At 35.3% G+C, this 18,759-nt stretch carries 16 protein-coding genes and 1 pseudogene; 3 read left to right on the forward strand and 14 right to left on the reverse strand.

The window, feature by feature from the left end:
- The 4 genes and pseudogenes from xerS to JCM9140_RS18235 form a co-directional block, all read right to left on the reverse strand.
- Positions 1-1,027, reverse strand: a 1,027-nt coding sequence (gene xerS, locus JCM9140_RS18220) for a tyrosine recombinase XerS (RefSeq protein ID WP_034749922.1), incomplete at its 3' end; no start/stop codon positions are given.
- 702 nt (positions 1,028-1,729) lie between these two features.
- Positions 1,730-2,816, reverse strand: a pseudogene (locus JCM9140_RS18225) (PIN/TRAM domain-containing protein).
- A gap of 621 nt (positions 2,817-3,437) precedes the next feature.
- The gene (cysK, locus tag JCM9140_RS18230; protein ID WP_003321459.1) at positions 3,438-4,382 is read right to left on the reverse strand and encodes a cysteine synthase A; all 945 of its coding nucleotides are present in this window, start codon (positions 4,380-4,382) and stop codon (positions 3,438-3,440) included.
- A 223-nt stretch (positions 4,383-4,605) separates the two neighbouring features.
- Positions 4,606-5,118, reverse strand: coding sequence for a hypothetical protein (locus tag JCM9140_RS18235; RefSeq protein WP_012960957.1), 513 nt, complete (start codon positions 5,116-5,118; stop codon positions 4,606-4,608).
- 649 nt (positions 5,119-5,767) lie between these two features.
- Here JCM9140_RS18235 and JCM9140_RS18245 point away from each other — a divergent pair.
- A complete protein-coding gene (locus tag JCM9140_RS18245; RefSeq protein WP_003321462.1) occupies positions 5,768-7,042 on the forward strand; it encodes a hypothetical protein in 1,275 nt (424 codons plus the stop codon).
- 321 nt (positions 7,043-7,363) lie between these two features.
- Here JCM9140_RS18245 and JCM9140_RS18250 read toward each other — a convergent pair whose 3' ends face one another.
- The 7 genes from JCM9140_RS18250 to JCM9140_RS24690 all read right to left on the reverse strand — a co-directional run bounded on the left by JCM9140_RS18250 (position 7,364) and on the right by JCM9140_RS24690 (position 15,171).
- Positions 7,364-8,686 (reverse strand): hypothetical protein, encoded by a 1,323-nt coding sequence (locus JCM9140_RS18250; RefSeq protein ID WP_003321464.1) that lies wholly within the window; start codon positions 8,684-8,686, stop codon positions 7,364-7,366.
- Positions 8,687-8,744: 58 nt separating this feature from the next.
- Positions 8,745-11,207: a heavy metal translocating P-type ATPase gene (locus tag JCM9140_RS18255; RefSeq protein ID WP_003321465.1), complete on the reverse strand. Its 2,463-nt coding sequence runs from the start codon at positions 11,205-11,207 to the stop codon at positions 8,745-8,747.
- 212 nt (positions 11,208-11,419) lie between these two features.
- Positions 11,420-11,626 carry a copper chaperone CopZ gene (gene copZ / locus JCM9140_RS18260; protein WP_003321466.1) on the reverse strand — a complete coding sequence of 69 codons (207 nt, stop codon included), beginning with the start codon at positions 11,624-11,626 and terminating at the stop codon, positions 11,420-11,422.
- A gap of 215 nt (positions 11,627-11,841) precedes the next feature.
- Positions 11,842-13,182 carry a murein hydrolase activator EnvC family protein gene (locus tag JCM9140_RS18265; RefSeq protein ID WP_003321467.1) on the reverse strand — a complete coding sequence of 447 codons (1,341 nt, stop codon included), beginning with the start codon at positions 13,180-13,182 and terminating at the stop codon, positions 11,842-11,844.
- A gap of 953 nt (positions 13,183-14,135) precedes the next feature.
- Positions 14,136-14,480, reverse strand: coding sequence for a hypothetical protein (locus JCM9140_RS18270; protein WP_003320839.1), 345 nt, complete (start codon positions 14,478-14,480; stop codon positions 14,136-14,138).
- Entirely contained in the window at positions 14,477-14,944 is a 468-nt protein-coding gene (locus JCM9140_RS18275; RefSeq protein ID WP_235715398.1) for a dCTP deaminase, read from the reverse strand. Before JCM9140_RS18275 ends, JCM9140_RS18270 begins: the two co-directional genes overlap by 4 nt.
- Positions 14,945-15,024: 80 nt before the next feature.
- Positions 15,025-15,171 (reverse strand): hypothetical protein, encoded by a 147-nt coding sequence (locus JCM9140_RS24690; RefSeq protein ID WP_235715399.1) that lies wholly within the window; start codon positions 15,169-15,171, stop codon positions 15,025-15,027.
- Positions 15,172-15,809: 638 nt separating this feature from the next.
- Here JCM9140_RS24690 and JCM9140_RS18280 point away from each other — a divergent pair.
- Positions 15,810-16,199 carry a cytochrome b5 domain-containing protein gene (locus JCM9140_RS18280; RefSeq protein WP_003322272.1) on the forward strand — a complete coding sequence of 130 codons (390 nt, stop codon included), beginning with the start codon at positions 15,810-15,812 and terminating at the stop codon, positions 16,197-16,199.
- Between the two features lie 188 nt (positions 16,200-16,387).
- Here the strand turns inward: JCM9140_RS18280 and JCM9140_RS18285 are convergent, their stop codons facing one another.
- Entirely contained in the window at positions 16,388-16,798 is a 411-nt protein-coding gene (locus JCM9140_RS18285) for a GrpB family protein (RefSeq protein WP_003322273.1), read from the reverse strand.
- A 320-nt stretch (positions 16,799-17,118) separates the two neighbouring features.
- Between JCM9140_RS18285 and JCM9140_RS18290 the strand changes: the two genes are divergently transcribed.
- Complete coding sequence (locus tag JCM9140_RS18290; protein ID WP_052002371.1) at positions 17,119-17,655, forward strand: site-specific integrase; 537 nt, start codon at positions 17,119-17,121, stop codon at positions 17,653-17,655.
- Between the two features lie 319 nt (positions 17,656-17,974).
- On the opposite strand, the gene JCM9140_RS18295 is transcribed toward JCM9140_RS18290, so the two are convergent.
- Together JCM9140_RS18295 and JCM9140_RS18300 are read right to left on the reverse strand one after the other, a co-directional pair.
- A complete protein-coding gene (locus tag JCM9140_RS18295; RefSeq protein ID WP_034749938.1) occupies positions 17,975-18,205 on the reverse strand; it encodes a hypothetical protein in 231 nt (76 codons plus the stop codon).
- Between the two features lie 93 nt (positions 18,206-18,298).
- Positions 18,299-18,553: an SHOCT domain-containing protein gene (locus JCM9140_RS18300; protein ID WP_003322276.1), complete on the reverse strand. Its 255-nt coding sequence runs from the start codon at positions 18,551-18,553 to the stop codon at positions 18,299-18,301.
- Positions 18,554-18,759 lie beyond the last annotated feature (206 nt).

The raw sequence follows: 18,759 nt of genomic DNA on the forward strand, positions 1-18,759 counted from the left end.
TGTGTGTATATATCATAGTTGTTTGAATAGAAGAATGACCAAGTTGCCTTCTTAGTTTAGGTACATCATTTATTTCCCTATGGTATCTTGTTGCAAAAGAATGTCGCAGTTTATGAACTGAAAGAGAAGGTTTACCATATGCAAGTGCATACTTTTCAACCATTTTTTCAATGGCTCTGGCACTTAACCTTCGAGATGTTCCCTTTGGTCCCATTGGAGCAGATACAAAAAGCGCTTTTACACCTTTCTCGACTTTATACCGTTCGGTTCTTACTGTTAGGTATTCCTGTAAATCGTCCATCGCTAATTTACTAAAATAAACGAATTGCTCTTTGTTCCCTTTACGAATTGCGCGTGCTGTAAATTTGTTAAAATCGATGTCAGCCAAATCTAGGTTTACAACTTCGGATAGTCTAAGGCCTGAACCTAGAATTAATGATATGATGGCTGTATCTCGTTCCTTATTTAAAATATGAAAGTTAAATATTTTTTTGTTGTTTTTATTTATTTGACCGTAATCGTGGGAGATGAACTGCCTAAAGGCTTCATATTCATCTCCCATGAGTATTTTCCCTTCCATTTTATTTGCAGTAGTTTCTATGCTGTCTTTCATTACATTAAAATCTATTTTGGCCATAACATTCCTGCTAATATATGGCTTTAAATCAGGCGTTTCAGCTATATTTTGTAGATAATTGAATAATGATTTTAAGGCTGAAAGTTTACGGTTGACTGTAATTTCTTTGTTTTCCAATACATATTCTAAGAAGCCTAGAAAACTTTCCATTTGTTGTACAGTTAATTTCTCCATTACTTCTAATGGGACCTCTTTGATATTACCTTGATAAATAGATTCAGATATAATCCAATTAAAGAAGATCTTAAAATCATGACAGTAATTCATCAGAGAACTCGAAGAAAGTTTTCTTCTCCTGTGATCAATAAACTCTCCTACGTACCATGGCAAATCCTTAAGTAACTGCTGCATTTTTATATAATGATTTTGTTGCTGTGAATTTATTGCCATATAATCACCTCATTTTAAGTAATTCTATAAATAAGTTTTAAATCCTTTAAATTTCATTACGTAAAAACAACATTTTACGTAATAAATTGAAGGTGATAGCTACATATAGAATTTAGATTTGTTGTTATATGTTCAAAGCCAAAAAGTACGTACAGTAAAGACATGAATTTATGTACCAAAATCTTTAATTGTAATTACCAATCAAAACGGTTCCTTCTCCCTCCATAAACTGTTCTACTAGTACAAAATTTTATGTCTTAGAATTACAATGTACATACGTTATTTGTTTTAATTTAGAGACAAAAAACGTATGTACATTTTTCGTTAGCATTTGATACTTGATATCTTGTACAGATTTTTATATCCTTTTACATTTATATTCATTCAGACTTTAAGCTTTTTCAATGTTTATTTTTATGTTTGTATATAAGCTTTTGTATCTCAGAGTAATGCGATCATTCTCCATTTATGGTAGAAACACGCACCACTGTCCTGCTCATTTAATTTAAGTGTAACATTTCACAATCTAAAAGCCTATGAGATATCCTCAAAGGATGGTCATTATTCTACCATTGCACTAGTAAACCACTAGAAGTATTTTATAAGCGCTAGAACTTTTTTTAAAACATTACGTCTTTATTTCATATCTACAAAATGACTGAGTTGAAAATAGGTGTTTGCACCTGTTTGGACCTGTTTAATTTAACTGCAAATAGGCTTTGCAAAAATCAATCGCCCTGTACTTGTTTGTAATGCCTTCGAAACAACAACAATTACATTCTGCTATATGTTCTTGGCCATCATCAACTACGATCATTGTCCCATCATTAAGATAGGCAATACCTTGATGATATTCTTTTCCGTGCTTTATAATTTGTACCTTAAGTTTTTCACCGGGTAGGACAATAGGTTTCATTGCATTTGCCAAATCATTAATGTTCAGAACCTTAATACCTTGGAGTTCGCATACTTTATTTAAATTAAAATCATTTGTAATGACGACACCTGGTAAAACTTTTGCTAACTTTACTAGCTTACTATCCACCTCTTGTATATCTGGAAATTTGCCTTCATAGATTTCAATTTCAACATTAGCATGTAAATTGTTTCGTATTTTATTAAGAATATCTAAACCGCGCTGACCACGAATTCGTTTTAATTTATCAGACGAGTCTGCAATATGTTGTAGTTCTCCTAACACAAAATCTGGAATAACTAATGTCCCTTCTATAAAACCCGCCTCACAAATATCTGCAATTCTACCGTCAATAATCACGCTCGTATCGAGAATTTTCATTTCTATTCTGTTTTTCTTATGTGCTCCTTCTTCCGCTTTCTTCTTGTCTTTACTGAAGTGTCTTGTTATAGAAAATAAATTATTTAACTCATGACGTTTCTTAAATCCAATCTGATAACCTAAGTAGCCAATAAAAATCGTTACAAAAATTGGTGAAATTGTACTTACAACAGGAATTTGAATGGCACTAATAGGAATTCCAATTAAATACGCAACGATAAGTCCGAGAATCAATCCCATCGTACCAAATGTCACATCCGTTACTGGTGCTTTAATTATGGATTCCTCCATTAGCTTCATTAAATTGACAATATAATGAGTCAGCCCAAATGTCGTATAATAGAAAATAATTACTCCAAAAGCTGTACCTACATAAGGATTTATCAACCATAAAGGTATTTCTCTTAAAACATTACTAATTTCTGGAATGAATAAATAACCTAACGTTCCTCCAATAAATATAAATAATAAATGCACAAGACGGTTTAACACTATTTACCTCCTGCTTTTTCTTTTTGAGGAGTTTTCAACTTTCAACTTTCAACTGTTAGCTGATTTCTGGACTCCACTATCTATTGAACTACTTATAATGACAATTAGGGCACACAATAATTTGTCGAGTTGATTTGCTAAATAGAGAAATAAAGGAGTTCTAACATTTCCGGCAAACTTTTATATATTAATTTACCATTTTTATTGGACTTCAGGAAATTTAGGAAAATCCTATCATTCCTATCACTAGTTCAGAGATTAAACAAATAAAAAGGTCGGTATTTTGCATTTCAGATTATTATTACTGCTTTGTACGAATTGGTCTTTATCTTAATTGTAGACAATAAATTTGAAGAAAACGTGAATTTAAATTTATTAGGGAATACTTATTTTCTTTTTAATATAGTGTTTCTGTTAAATTGCTGATTTCATTAACTCATCTTTTAAAATCCTTTTTATTATTTTCTTGTGGTTAAATCGTGTTCTTCATTTTTAGCAATAATACTCATTGTTTCTTATAAAAACCATTATGATAAATAACACGATATGAATTATAAAAAAGACAACCCTAGTCCTTTTTGGAACCAGAGTCGACTTGAACGTATATATTCGTAATGAATTTTACTCTTTTTCCTGAAATAATGCAGTAGATAAATATCTTTCTCCCGTATCAGGTAAAATAACAACCATAGTTTTGCCCTTGTTTTCAGGGCGTTTACCTAGTACAGAAGCTGCATGAAGAGCTGCACCGGAGGAAATTCCAACTAAGATACCTTCTTCCCTCGCAAGCTTACGCGCAGCTTCAAAAGCCTCCTCATTACTAATCTGAATAACTTCATCATAGCTATCAACATTTAACACCTTTGGAACAAAACCAGCACCTATTCCTTGTATTTTATGAGGCCCCGGATTTCCTCCAGATAAGACAGGAGATGCAAGTGGTTCAACGGCTACAGAAAGGAAAGATGATTTTCGTTTTTTTAGTACTTCTGAGACACCAGTGATCGTCCCACCGGTACCAATCCCGCTAATTAGGATATCAACCTCTCCTTCAGTATCAGCCCAAATTTCTTCGGCCGTGGTTTTTCTATGGATTTCTGGATTAGCCGGATTATCAAACTGTTGTGGCATATACGCATTTGGTGTACTTTCAACTAGTTCGTTAGCTTTTTCAATTGCACCTTTCATTCCTTTTGCTCCCTCTGTTAAAACTAACTCTGCCCCTAGGGCTTTAAGAATATTACGACGTTCAATACTCATCGTTTCAGGCATAACGAGGGTACACTGATAACCTTTGGCTGCACATACATATGCTAGTGCAATTCCCGTATTCCCACTGGTTGGCTCAATTATGACTGTCTCTTTATTAATGAAACCTTGTTCTTCGGCAACACTTATCATCGCAAATCCGATCCGGTCCTTGACACTAGACAATGGATTAAAGTACTCCAGCTTTGCTAAAACTTCAGTACATGTGCTGTCACTAATTTCGTTGAGTCTAACTAAGGGTGTTCTACCGATTAACTCTGTGATGTTTTTAGCTATCTTCGGACGATTTAAATCCACTATGAAACTCCTCCTTAGAATTAATATTTTAATTGTTCATATTTATCATAGGATTAAAATGTGTTGAAACTATGAAAGATATAAAAAATAATAAACTCTTTATGAAAAAACAAAACTTAATCAAACACCTTCAATTGTATCTGTGTTATCCCTACTAATCCGGAAACTTTCTTCGGTTAGTTTATGTCTAAATAAGGTACTCTAAATAAGCTGACATTTACTGTTAATAGTTTTTACGTAATTTACTTTGCCTACTTTTCCCATATCGCGTCATTCCTTGTGGCTTATATACTGACAAGATAATAGTTAAAAACAACACCACTAATCCACCCCCAGCATGAAGAAGTTGGCCCCACAGACCATCAAAGTTAAAAGCACCAGTCTGATGGGTGATATTCGCTAGATAACTAACTGTCGGCATATTTAAAAGCAAAACAACAGTTGCAACTATGGTAAGAAGAAGTTTAAAGAGAATCCAATAATGCCTAAATAAGCCCCAGGCGGTCCCGAGTGACATGACAAGCCCAGTTAGAAAAGAAACGAGTGCTAATGGGACAATGACATACCATCCAATAATCTCCATAGCACTCCACGCAACTCGCCCCGTTTGAACATCTTGCGTTGTCAATGCAGCTATTACGAGAGCTATGTATCCAAATACCGCTCCCAACCAGCCAACTGTAGATGTAATATGTATCGTGAGTGTTAATTTGCGAAACCATGGTACCATAATCATTAATAACTACCTCCGGACGCTAAATGGCGACCTGTCCATGATCGCCTGTGAAGATCATTATGATAACTAGTACAGCTATGAGGATCACAATGATTCCTATTACCTTAACCCAGGTTGGTGTTCTATGGTTAGAATCAGAGCCGGAATTTTCCATATCCTTATCAATTTTAGTGTCTGATGAAAACTTTTTCATTTAGGTAACCTCCAAATTATAATCTACAGTTAAGTATAACAATTTTTTATGAACATTCGATGAATAGATTTTCTCTTTTTAGCTATCAAAGAACAGATGGTTTATCGAATTCTTCTCTTTCATATGTTATATCCTTTTTCCAATTCCACTAACAAAACACTTAATAATTTTTCATCAAGGAGACACAAACGTGTCGTTCTACAAACTTTCTACAAAATTTATTTATAATATGTGGTTAGAATATAAAATCTAGAGGCGAAATCAAGGAAACTTAGATTTTTGTGATGACTACCTTAGGGAGAGGAATAGCTAAAAAGATATAAAGCAAACAAGAACGAATACTAGCTAATATCCGCATCTTGATATTTAAGATCCTTACAAAAATTGCGTTTTCAAAATATGTGTATAGCTGATTTGTCAGACTTTTATAGCCTCAAAAAGTATAGGAGATGTATTATGATATATGGAATAGAAAGCAGAAGGTTAATTTTTATTCGACATCTAGGCGTAGCGGTATTTTCCGCTATATTGGTTTATTTGTTTTATCTATCTTATTCAGCATGGGGGGTTGTTCCTGCTTTATTCCCAGATTGGGGAGCTGATCATCCATTTTGGAGGGCATGGGCACATGCGGCATTTGTTCTTCTTTTCCTTACCCTGATCATTTCACCAGCTGCCACACTATGGCCCCCTATTAAACGATTGTATTCTTGGAGGCGTGAATTGGGTATATGGTTTGCTGTGTTATCTTTCGGACATGGTTACGCTATATGGGACCGTTGGGCGCGCTGGGATGTGGCAAGATTATTTGGATTTGAATATATGGAAGACGTAGGTGGATATATTCTCTTTAGACCAGAAGTTGGCATAATGAACATGATGGGACTTATAATAGCTCCTATGATCATCTTACTTGTCGTTACTTCTTTTGACGGAGCAGTAAAGTTACTCGGAGCATCTGCGTGGAAGTGGCTTCACACCACATTAGTACATGTTATTTTCTATATTGTTATGATTCGCGGTGTATTGTATCTTTTTTATTTCTTTCAATATTCGCCTCCTAACTGGCGGGCGTATCCTCCAATTTGGTTCTTATATGTTTTTCTTGGGATGGCTATTTTTGTCGTTTTACTTCAGGCGTGCGCCTTTACTAAGACTGTACTCCATCGGAGAGGACGCAAACAAAAGAATGGTATTATCCAGATAGCTGCAGTAATTGGTATAGCCATAATGTTTGCAATGCCTTTGGTGCTAATGACGGGAACGATTGCGTATTTTGACAATCGAACGATAAAAGAACCACCAGAGTTAACACAGGACGTAGAAAATTATGCACAAAATTTTGAAATGGTTATCCATGAAGAAAACCAGAATATTTACATTTGGGCAAAAAATCTTGACAGTGCACCATACTTTCGCCAAATGACCGAAATATCAGGGGAGAAGATTCTGAACCAGATATACCGTTACGACGATCAGACTTTATATATGGAAGAACTAGATGCTGACATGGAGCTTGTTTGGTCTAAAATAGAGAATGTGAGACCAGAAGATATTGGAATTTTAGAAGTTGCCATAGAAACAGGGGGATGGGCAGAACAGTACGGAGCAGGAGAACACAAAATTCCATTTTCTAGTGGAGAATTACAAGTCTCCATTCATAATGTAGGAGAAATCATTCCCGATGCGGTGTTTGAAATTCCCGATGATATTGAATTTAGTTCACCTTAATGAGGTATCCGTAAGTTAATTCTGAAATTATACATTGTAGTGTGGCTATATATGAAGAGCTTGTTTTTACAATCACATTGAATTTGTAGAGACAAGCTCATTTTTTTCATAAAACATGGAATATAGGAATCGATTATAAATCCTTATTCATTACCAACAAATTACTTTCCCACAAAAAAACATTATAATTATATTTCAACGTGTAACACGCTAACTAATTTAATAAAATTATTTTTAAACTTTTGCTAGTCTCTAATTTACATAAGATTGAAATCCGAACTTTAAGAGGAGAGGTTGACATAGGAACCTCTCCTCCATTTATTAATGTCCTCCGTGGTCATCTCCACCTAATGAGACAATTTCCAGTTTTTCATCTAATATACCTTGAGTTATAAATGGAATATCAGTAAATGTACCAATTATAAAGCCATGGTTATATGGTCCTTCTGTTGGTTCTTCCTGAAATGCGGGTTTAACTTTGGCAAGATACTGATAAAGTTCATCTGTGATTTCACCTTCATCTAACAACATCATTGGAGCATGCTTTCCTAAATGAGCAAAAGGAGCAGCCGCAATGGCAAGTTCAGGTGTATTAGTTGATGAAAACACAAAACCGTGCCCAGGACTAGTAATTCCCCAACCAAATCCTGTTTCAGCATCTTTATATGAGGCGAATTCAATGGATTGAGCTACTGGATTATCCCCTTCAATTCGGTGAACCGTTCCATACGTTTCTAACTCTTGAGCAATCTCATCAGATATAATATCTTCTGGTCCTACAAGATAGATCGTTACCCCATTCTCTCTTGCATTAAGAGCATCAATTGTTTCTTGTGGAATCCCATCATTATCAACATAAAGTACAGATTCATTCATGTGAGCAATCCAATTTCCAACAGAAATTGTATATTCTTTTGCGTCTTCCTCTGAAGAACCAATTATTACATTTGGATGAACTTCATTAATGGTTTCTGTAAATTTTTCTTCAATGTTCCTAGCAAAATCTGCTACATTTGCACCCTGTACTTGTTCAACATTGTAGGCGTTTAATTTATTTAATTCTGCTTCTGGAAGATCGCCAACCACGAGGACTTGAGTGTCTTCACTATTGCCTTTTGGTTGTAGTCGATTAAGTTCATTTAAGACATCTTCAGAAATTTCTCCGTCCAAATACAACATAGGACCATCATTAGGATGGTGAACCAGTGTTAGAGCGGCTAAGGAATATTGCCATTGATTTAATGGAGCCAATATAACTGTCCCAGGTTGATTTTCCTCATGGGTTGCTGGCCAAACAGTTTGAGATACGTGAATGGATAATTGGATAGGATCATCCTCATTTATTCGAGTAATGTTCTTAGTATTTACGACCTTTAATTCATCAGTTGCTAAATTATTGAGGTTCTCCGGAGCTTTTGCCGCTTCCTGTTCTAAATTCGATCTATCTACGTTAACTGAGTCACCCTGGTGCCCTTCATGATCCATCTCTTCGTCCATATGATCCATTTCTTCGCTTTTTTCGATATCCTGATGCCCTGCATGATCTTCTTCGGCTTGGGTACAAGCGGCAAGGAGCATACTTAAAAGTAAGAAGGAGACAACTAACATCAACTTAGTAGCTTTTGATTTTTTCAATTTATCCATTCCTTTCTAATAAATAACTCCATTTATCTCTCCTGCCTTTATCTTATCCAAATTAACTCTACTCAATCGTTGATTTGAATTTTTTAAGTCTTAAAGTGTTTAACACAACCGAAACAGAACTAAATGCCATTGCTGCTCCGGCTATCATAGGATTCAGCAGAATTCCAAATTGGGGATATAGTAAACCCGCTGCTACTGGAATCAAGACAATGTTATAACCAAATGCCCACCCAAGGTTCTGCCAGATCATCTTCATCGTTGATTTAGATAGTCTGAGGGCCGTTACAACGCTTTTAATATCACCACGCATCAAAGTGATATCTGCGGTTTCCATCGCAACATCCGTCCCCGTTCCAATGGCAATTCCTACATCGGCTTGAGCGAGTGCAGGAGCATCATTGATACCATCACCGACCATAGCCACCATTTTTCCTTCTCCTTGTAGTTTTTTTACTTCTTCTGCCTTATGTTCAGGTAACACCTCAGCAATATAGTTATCGATTCCGGCTTCCATTGCAATCGCTTTGGCCGTTCGTTTATGATCGCCTGTTAACATAATCACTTCAATACCCATCGATTTTAAGGCTTTGATTGCTGGGATGGTTCCTTTTTTCAATGTATCAGCTACTGCTATGATCCCTGCAAATTCCCCGTCAATCCCAACATACATGGGTGTTTTCCCTTGATCAGCTAATGTAATTGCTTTTTCTTCGTATAACCCCAAATCAATATTGTATTTACTCATCAGTTTGATGTTGCCAATTAAGACTTCTTTGTTATTTAATGTGGCAAGTAATCCGTGACCAACAATCGCTTCGAAAGATTCAGGGTCATTTATAGGAAGGTCTTTTTCTTTGGCAGCTTCCACAATGGCTTCACCTAATGGATGCTCTGATGCAGTTTCAACTGATGCAGCTACTTGCAATAGTTCCTGTTCACTTACTATATCAGTTGTAATGATATCTGTTAGTTTTGGCTTGCCTTCCGTTATGGTACCGGTCTTATCTAAAACAACAGTCTTAATTTTATGGGCACGTTCTAAACTTGTAGCATTTTTAATTAGGATGCCATTTTCAGCTCCTTTTTCTGTACCAACCATGATTGCTGTTGGTGTTGCCAAACCTAACGCGCAAGGACAAGCAATAATAAGAATCGCAATAAAGGTAGTTAATGCGAAAATCAGACTTGGGTCCGGACCGACAAAATACCAAACAATAAATGAGACTACCGCTATTAGTAAGACTGCCGGTACAAAGTAAGCAGAAATTAAATCAACGACACGTTGAATGGGAGCTTTCGAACCTTGAGCTTCATTAACCATTCGAATAATTTGTGCGAGTGCCGTTTCTTTCCCTACTTTTGTTGCACGAAAACGGAAACTTCCAGATTTGTTAATAGTCGCACCGATAACCTCATCTCCAGATACTTTTTCTACTGGGATAGACTCACCGGTTAACATGGATTCATCTATCGTAGATCTACCTTTCGTGACGACTCCATCGACCGGAATACGTTCACCTGGCCTTACAATGATCTCATCATCAATCTTTACTTCATCAACAGAAATTTCGAGTTCATTTCCATCTCTAATCACTCTGGCTGTTTTTGCTTGCAAACTCATTAATTTCTTAATTGCCGTAGAGGTTTGCCCTTTTGCTTTCGCTTCAAAGTAACGTCCTAAGAGGATAAGCGTCGTAATAACGGTTGTGACATCGTAATAAAGTTGGTACGGGAAGCCCATTGCCGTAAGCTGATCCGGAAATAACGTCATCGCACCACTATAAAGCCATGCAGCTGACGTACCCATTGCTACTAATACATTCATATCTGCTGAACCATTTCTTAATACCTTATAGCTATTTTTGTAAAATCTCCAACCAGGTACGAGTTGGATGTAACTTGTTAACACAAGTAAGAATAAAGGATTAGACAAAAATGTCGGTACCCATGCTCCCCAGCCATGCATCATGTGAGGGATGCTACCAACTAACACAACGGTTGTTAAGACGGCTGCTACTGTAAAATCTTTTAAAAGCTTTCTCGTTTCTACCTCTTGCTCATCAGATTCTTCTCTCTGTTCATTTTCATTGATAATTGATGCTTCATATCCTATCTTTTCAATTCGTTTTATAACAGCTTCGGGATCTAATATTCCTTTTTCTCCTTCAACCTGAGCTTGATTAGCAGCCAGGTTCACATTAACAGATTGCACACCTTCTACTTTTGCAATAGCCTTTTCCACACGGGTAACACATGATGCACAGGTCATTCCCTTTACAGAAAATAGAACCTTTCTTTGATCATCGTTATCAATGGGCTTAGCATCATATCCAGCCTTCTCAATAGCCTTTATAATTGCCTCAGACATTTCTATTGTTTCATCCGCTTCAACTTGAGCTTGATTGGCTGCCAGGTTTACATTAACAGATCGAACACCCTCTACTTTTGAGATCATCTTTTCAACGCGATTGACACAAGAGGCACATGTCATTCCTTTTACCGAAAATATCATCTTACTCACCTGATTCCCCTCCTTTACAATTCGAATAATACTGTTATTGTGATCATATTTCCCTTATAGATTACCAAAAGAATGTAAAGAAAATATGTGAGATACATCACAGATTCTTCTTTGTTCTATAAGTATCTTCATTTAGATAAAGCTAATGAAAATAGTGAAGAAGGTCGTACTAAAATCGTGCGACCTCACTTATATGATCCCATGCAACTACTTCATTCTACATCATATCCTTGTTCTTCAATCTCATGAATAATTTGATCTAATGAAATAACACCAGAATCATAATTAAGGTTTACTTTCCCTTCAGACAGCATAACTTTTACTGAGTTGACACCATTTAACTTTCCTATATTGTTTTCTATTGTACTTATGCAATGCCCACATGACATTCCGTTCACTTTTAATGTTTTTTGTTCCATTATTTTAACCTCCTAAAATGAATGATATGATATTTTCTTTTCAAACTAAATTTACCATACCCCCCTACGGTAATCAAGTTAATTACTTCGTTGAAATTGAACACTTATTGAACAGAAGGAGGGATCAAAAAAGTATGCATACTAACTTTAAGAATTTCAGAATATAAAAGGATAAAAAAAGAAGGAATGAAAATAATCATCCCTCCTTTAATATCTTATCTTGGTATATAACGAAACGGATCAACAGCATTTGACTTTGCCGCATTCCATCCACCTTCATGCACTTCAAAATGAAGATGTGCACCAAATGATTGGCCTGTATTCCCCATAAGTCCTATACGTTGACCTTTTGACACACGTTGTCCAGATGAAACTTCACGATTCTCCATATGAGCGTATAAGGTTGTAATTAATCGTCCATCTACCTGGTGAGCAATTAATACCACGTTACCATAGCTTGATGAATAATAAGACTGGACAACTGTTCCTTCTTGAACAGCAACAATAGGAACATCACCAGTCCGTCCATTTTTACCAATATCAATTCCATAATGCATTTGTCCACCAAAAACAGCTCGAGGACCATATGTTGATGTGATCGAGCCTGTTGCCGGTCGCATAAAACCAGAGCTAGTTACTGACGGTGAACTATGGACTTGAGACGTACTTCCATTCGAATTATTGGAATTTGAGTTGTTCGCACTTCCTGAATTACTCCTAGATGTTGTTGCAGCAGCTTCGGCATTCTGACGCTTTTGTTCTTCTTCAGCTTCGCGGCGTAGACGTTCTTCGTGTGCAGCTAATTCATTCTTAAGTGCCTGTTCTTGAGCACGTAAAATTTCGTCTGCTCCTTCGAGTTCACCTAGATCTGTATGTAGCTCGTCCTCTTGTTTTTCGACTAATTTCATTATTTTTTCTTTCTCATCACGCTGCTTCTCAAGCTTTTCCATCAAATTTTCTAATTCTATCAAATGCCCTTCTAATGTTTGCAGCTCTTTTTCTACCTTCTCTTTAGCTTTCTCTAACTCAAGATGATCTTCAATATGGGCATCTAAAATATTACGGTCTTGCTGGGCTATGACTGCTAAGGCACTCAAACGGTCTAAGAAATCACCAAAAGATTTGGCCCCTAAGACTACTTCTAAATAATTAATTGAGCCACCTGACTGATACATAGAGCGAGCTCGATCTTTTAACAATTTGTCACGTTCTGTTATACGTTCTTCAATGATAATTATTTCTGCTTGTAACTTTTCTATATTTTCTCTAACTTGGTTAATCTCTGCACGCTTCTCGCGAATTTTTTGATTCGTTTCTGCGTACTCATGGTCTAATCGTTCAATTTCATTTATGATTTCTTTTTTCTCTCGCTCTAATTGTTCGAGTTCTTTTTGCTTCTCCCCAGCTTCTTTTTTATTTTCTTCACGTTCTTTTTCAATGTTAGATAATTTGCTTTCTATATCACTGTTTGCTAATACTGTCTGGTTTAAAGGATCTACGGTAAGAGATCCTACTAGCAATAGAGTTATCACTATAGCCCTGGCGTTCTTTTTCATACAATATTCTCTCCTTGATAGTCTTTAAGATTTCGTTTAGTTAATATTAAAAAGTTCAAATATTAATCCAAGTTTATTTTCAAGTCAAAACCACTGTTAAGAATTTCATATGAAATTCTTAACAGTAGCTTCATAGATTAAGATTGGAGCATAGCTTAAAGATCAACTAAGTAGTTTCTCTGATTTATAAAACTTATCCATGGTGGATTTTGCTGAATTCTGATAGAATTTCTTTTTTCTTGTCGTATCTTGAATCATTTTACCATTTAGGAAGAGAAATTTTTGAGCATTTATATTACAGTTTCATTTCATATGCTTACTTAATGTTTAAATTAAGTTCATTTCTCTAATTAACTTTGGAAGATGAATTAAGCCTAGTTATTCTTGAATGAGGGAGAAATAAAAGAAAGTTGGGTTAATTTTAATGGGGCCGATAGTTACTTTGCTAGATTAACTATGAGTAGTTGAGTTTAATTCAATATTTTACGAACCATAACTTTTTGTTAATCTAATTGATATTTTTCTTGCGGGGATGGGATGTTACAATCTTTTTTTCAAAGGTGAATTTCAGCAATTGTATTAGAAGAATAACAAATCTATTTCTTTATCTAAGTATTTCTTGAAATGTGTATTTCAATAATGTGTCATACTCCCCAAGCACTTCCATGCAGGGGAGTATTCGTTATGCAGAATTCTTTGATGTATAAAATACTTTACCCAAATTTTAAAAATGTATTCTTTAGTGGCTTTTTAATTGGAGGGATATAAGTTGCTAATATCACACCAAGCGTGAAAAACCTATGAATCTGATAAACGAAAGACATTTCGAATTTAATAATTGTATAAAAGCAAAAACCGAAAGTTCATTTGAAATTCAAATGAACTTTCGGTTTTCTTGTACAAAGTACATATTTCATAGTGTCGGAGATAGGGGTTAAATACTGTTAGGATCTTCATTCACTCCAAAACGTAAAAAAAGCATGAATGACAATATTTATTAATGCTACGATTGCTACAACTACCCAATACTCCTCATTAACACCGTACGCAATAAGGATAGTCAACAATATGCTTAGGCTAGCGTATACAAACTTATTTCTTTTCCTTTTAATCGACTTGGGAGAGTCTTTTTCAAGCTCATCTCTAAAGGCATCTAAAATAGAATCAACTTTCTTGTCAATATGGCCCTCTTTAATAAGAAATTGAACCATAGCATCCTGGTCAACATTTTCAGCGGACAATTCTTGTTTAGTTTCTGAAATGACATGCCTTCTGACTATTTCCCTTAAATTACTCATTTATCCTTTTTGCCTTTCTTAAACTCTTTTCTCGCAATATCAGCTAACTCTTTTGCAGCTAACTTAATATGAGACATTAAGTGTTTACCTAAGTCACTGGCCATTTCTTCAGAAACTTTCTTAACTCCTTTTTCTTTAAGAAAATCTTGGATTTCATCATCTAAATGTAATTTAGAAATACTAACCTCTGTAGCGTCCATGTATCTCGCATCCTGCTTTTCATAAGGTTTTAGCGGTTCTGTTTTCAACTCGAATAACGCCAATTGACAAATTTTAATACCAGGAATAAGTCTAAAACGAACGGGTGTATTGTTTACTGCAATTAGACTAATTTGTCCGCGATACCCGGGATTCATATAGTGAGCAGGACTAATCATTAGACCCAGAGACTTTACTCCATACCGCTCATATATGCGAGCAGTCATATTATGGGGAACCTTTAAGAATTCATGTGTCTGAATCAAAACAGATTCTTTTGGTTCAAGCCAGAACTCATCTACAGAAATATCAAACTTTTCATAGTGATCCTCAGTTACTTCCTTACCTAGTATAATGGCTCATTGGAAGAATAACGTTTAACAACTGTATCTAACGTTAAGTTGATAGTCGCTCCTTCACAATACTCCGGATTATATGGTGTTATCAATTCTTCCTCTATTGCTAGGGTGTGCAAATCACGATCACTTAACATTCCTTCCTCCCCCTTTCCATTTTCATTTTGTTACCTTAATATTGCCATAAAAAATGAATTTTACAAGGGGGAACATGTGAACTAATGTATAACCTTGAAAAATATATACTTCTTTATTCTCTGCATTTCCACAAAAGACCACTTCATTTGAAGTGAAAATAAAGTTATTTAATTTTAAAACCTCAAATACGTATACCCCCGTCCTGCTTTAAGGATGGAGGTAAATTAAAGTTGTTTAATTTTTGATAAAAAATATTTTCCATCGAACTAAAAAATAACAATAAAGTCTTTTGAAGTTTTATTCCATAATAGCCAGATTGTGAAATTCCTTTTTTTGAACAGTATATTTGTACTATGCAGCAAATAGATCTGTTGTTTTTCGTAATTTCTTCTTCAACATAAGCACCCTTTAGTTAAGTACGGTATTTCACAAATCCCACTATATTTCACTTGAAATCTCCTCGCGTAATATCCATTTTTTCATTCTGCCATTAGTATATTTGACAAAAAAGTGACCACATTTTTAACGGAAAGTGAACAATACGTTAAATGTAATCAAAATCTCTTTTAGTGAGGGGAGATAACATTTAACATATAACTATATAAAAAAAGTTTTTAAAAATGTAGGGGGCAAGAAGATGAAAAAATTTAAAGGTTTATTAGTACTGTCAATGACGGCTTTTGTTTTAGCAGCTTGTGGTGGGGACACAACAACTGAAGAACCAGATACGTCGACACCGGAAGAAACTACAGAGGAAAATACTACAGAAGAAACAGAAGCTTCAGCAGTTGAAGAAGGTCAAGTATTCACACTGGAAGAACTTAGTGAGTATAATGGGCAAGATGGAAACCCCGCTTATGTAGCGGTTGACGGAGTCGTTTACGATGTTTCAGATATTGGAGCTTGGGAAGGTGGAGAACACTTTGGTGGAGTAATGGCTGGTGCTGACAACACAGAAGAAATTTCAGCATCTCCACACGGCTCTTCTGTATTGGAAAACTTACCAATCGTCGGTACACTTGAATAACAATAAGAATGAAACAAGACACCTAGTTACGATTCAAATAATCGTAACTAGGTGTCTTTGTTTAAAGGTGGCGGGAGAGCTTATTACAATCCCAGTGTTGTCTATAGTCTTGAGTTTTGGAGAAGTTCGTTAACAAAATAAACATTAGGTGCTGCAACTGACAACTTTGAGTTCCGCTCTAGCACCCGTTAATTGAATAAGTTAGTTTTTCTCCACGTCTCTGCTTTATCATCAATTGCCTTAATATAATTGTTCTTGCCTTCTATATACTTAGTTATATTTGTAGGGGATTTCTCTGCCAATGTTTGTTTCAATTCACTGTACTTTATAGCTTCCTCTGGATGTGCAATCATATAATCCCTAAATGCTAAGTGACGAGCAATTTCTTCATTACCTTCTTCGTAAAAATGAACATGATGAGTTCTATTATCGCCACCCTTAATAAAAAAACGCCTTTTAGGAATTCCGTATTCACCCATCACTTCATAGCCTAATTGTTCCATCTCGCTATTGAACTTATCAACTTCACTAATGTTAGTAACCTCAACCATAATATCAATTACTGGTTTAGCTTTAATATTTGGAATGGGTACTTCCAATATGATACACATTTAAAATTTCGTTTTTAAACAAAGCTTTAAGTTTCTAACTTTCCTCCCGAAACATTTCTAACCATTCCTCACTATATGGTAAAACCTCAACTCTTCGCATTAAATCACCTCTTACATAATAAATAATTAAACAACTCATCAACTCTTATTGCACTAAACTGCTTCGTTCAGTTTAAGTGAATTCTTCACAAAGTAACCAACCTTGACACATAAATAATACCAGAAAAGGACTAATTGTCGTTCTTGTTTTTCATAAAATTGGAAATCCCCCCCTTAAAATACACATAATACATAGGAGGGAACAAGCTGTGCAACTAACCAAAGCCTGGGAAGCATGCAAAGCTGAGAAACGAATTGAAGGATTTTCGCCCCATACCTTGAATGCCTACCGACTGCAAGCAAATCTCTTAGTCCGTCACTTCCAAGATATTAAACCCCAATCCGTTACAACCCAAGGTATTAAAGATTACTTAGCTTTATCCAGCGAAGGATTAAAACCATCGAGTCTTGCTCATCGTGTTCGATTTATCCGATCATTTTTTCGTTGGTTATACGAGGAAGGTCATATAACCACTAATCCTGCTGCCAAAATCACGGAACCAAAAGTAGGAAAACGAATCCCAAAGTTCTTAACAGAACGTGAAATTGAACATTTAAGGGAAGGTTGCCATACCCCGATGGAGAAGGCCTTGTTTGAGTTTATGTTTTCGACGGGATGTAGAATTGGTGAGATTGTTTCATTAGATAAGGATTGTATTAATGTTGGGAATCGTTCAGCGATTGTAAGAGGGAAAGGAGATAAAGAGCGTGAAGTGTATTTAATAGCAGATGTGATATTTGGTTAAAGCGTTACCTTTAGTTGAACAACCTATTGGACGTTTTAAATAACTTTATTGTAAATGTAACAACTTTATTTGTATTTAAACGACTTTATTGTCAATCGACATTCATGACAACGATGGAAGATTTAGACTTTTTGAAGTTTTTGAAAACTAAGGAAGGTCTAGACCACACTTTCTGTTCCCTTGAAAAGATTTATTGCCTGTTAGCATTCAGCAATTTATGAAGAAGGTCACGAAAAGGTCTTCTATATGCGAACGCACGTTGCACAAATAAAGAGGAAGGGTACTCCTTCCTCTCATACTAAAAAATTATTTAGAGTTCCTAATTTGTTTCAGTCTCGTCGCTTCCATATGATTCCATAAAGTTATTGCATGCTTCCATCATATTCTCGCCTTCTAAGGAATTCATACCTTCCATCATATTCATCATGTCACCATTCATCATGCCATGGTTTTCATTAGCTTGAGATATTCCTGAGAACCCCATTGTTCCTACGACTAAAACAGAAGATAATCCAAATGAAAAGAGTAACATTTTCGTTTTTTTCCGCATGTTATTCACTCCTCTTAATAATGTATTGAATTTATTTTACATTTTTAGTTTAGACTTTAATTTTGATGAAACTGTGATAAATACTGATTTAATTTAATTTTTTTCTTTTAAATACGTATATTTTTGTTCGAATTCACTTTGCGTTAAATCTCCTTTTGCAAACCGTTCTTTTAAAATTTGAAGTGATGTATCTTGGTCCCAATCTTGAGAATTATTGTTAGAATCCTTTTTATTTAAAAGTCTCATGACTAATACCAATCCACCATAAATGATTAAACCTAATATAAGAATTACTAAGATCATGTACAAAATCATACCGAGATTCATCATTCCCCAGTTCATCATCATGATTAAACACCTCCAATTATTTAGACTAAATGATTCCTTAGATTAAATCCAAATTATCCTTGCTACTCAATTCGGTCATAATATATTTCTTATTTCAACTATCCTTCGTTACTTTTATTTTAAAATATAAATGTGATAAAACTTTGATACATCTAAGAAAACAGTTTGCTAGTTTTGAAAAAAATAAAGAACTACTGTGTATAAAC

It is taken from the genome of Halalkalibacter wakoensis JCM 9140 (assembly GCF_000513095.1).
GTDB lineage: Bacteria > Bacillota > Bacilli > Bacillales > Bacillaceae_D > Halalkalibacter > Halalkalibacter wakoensis.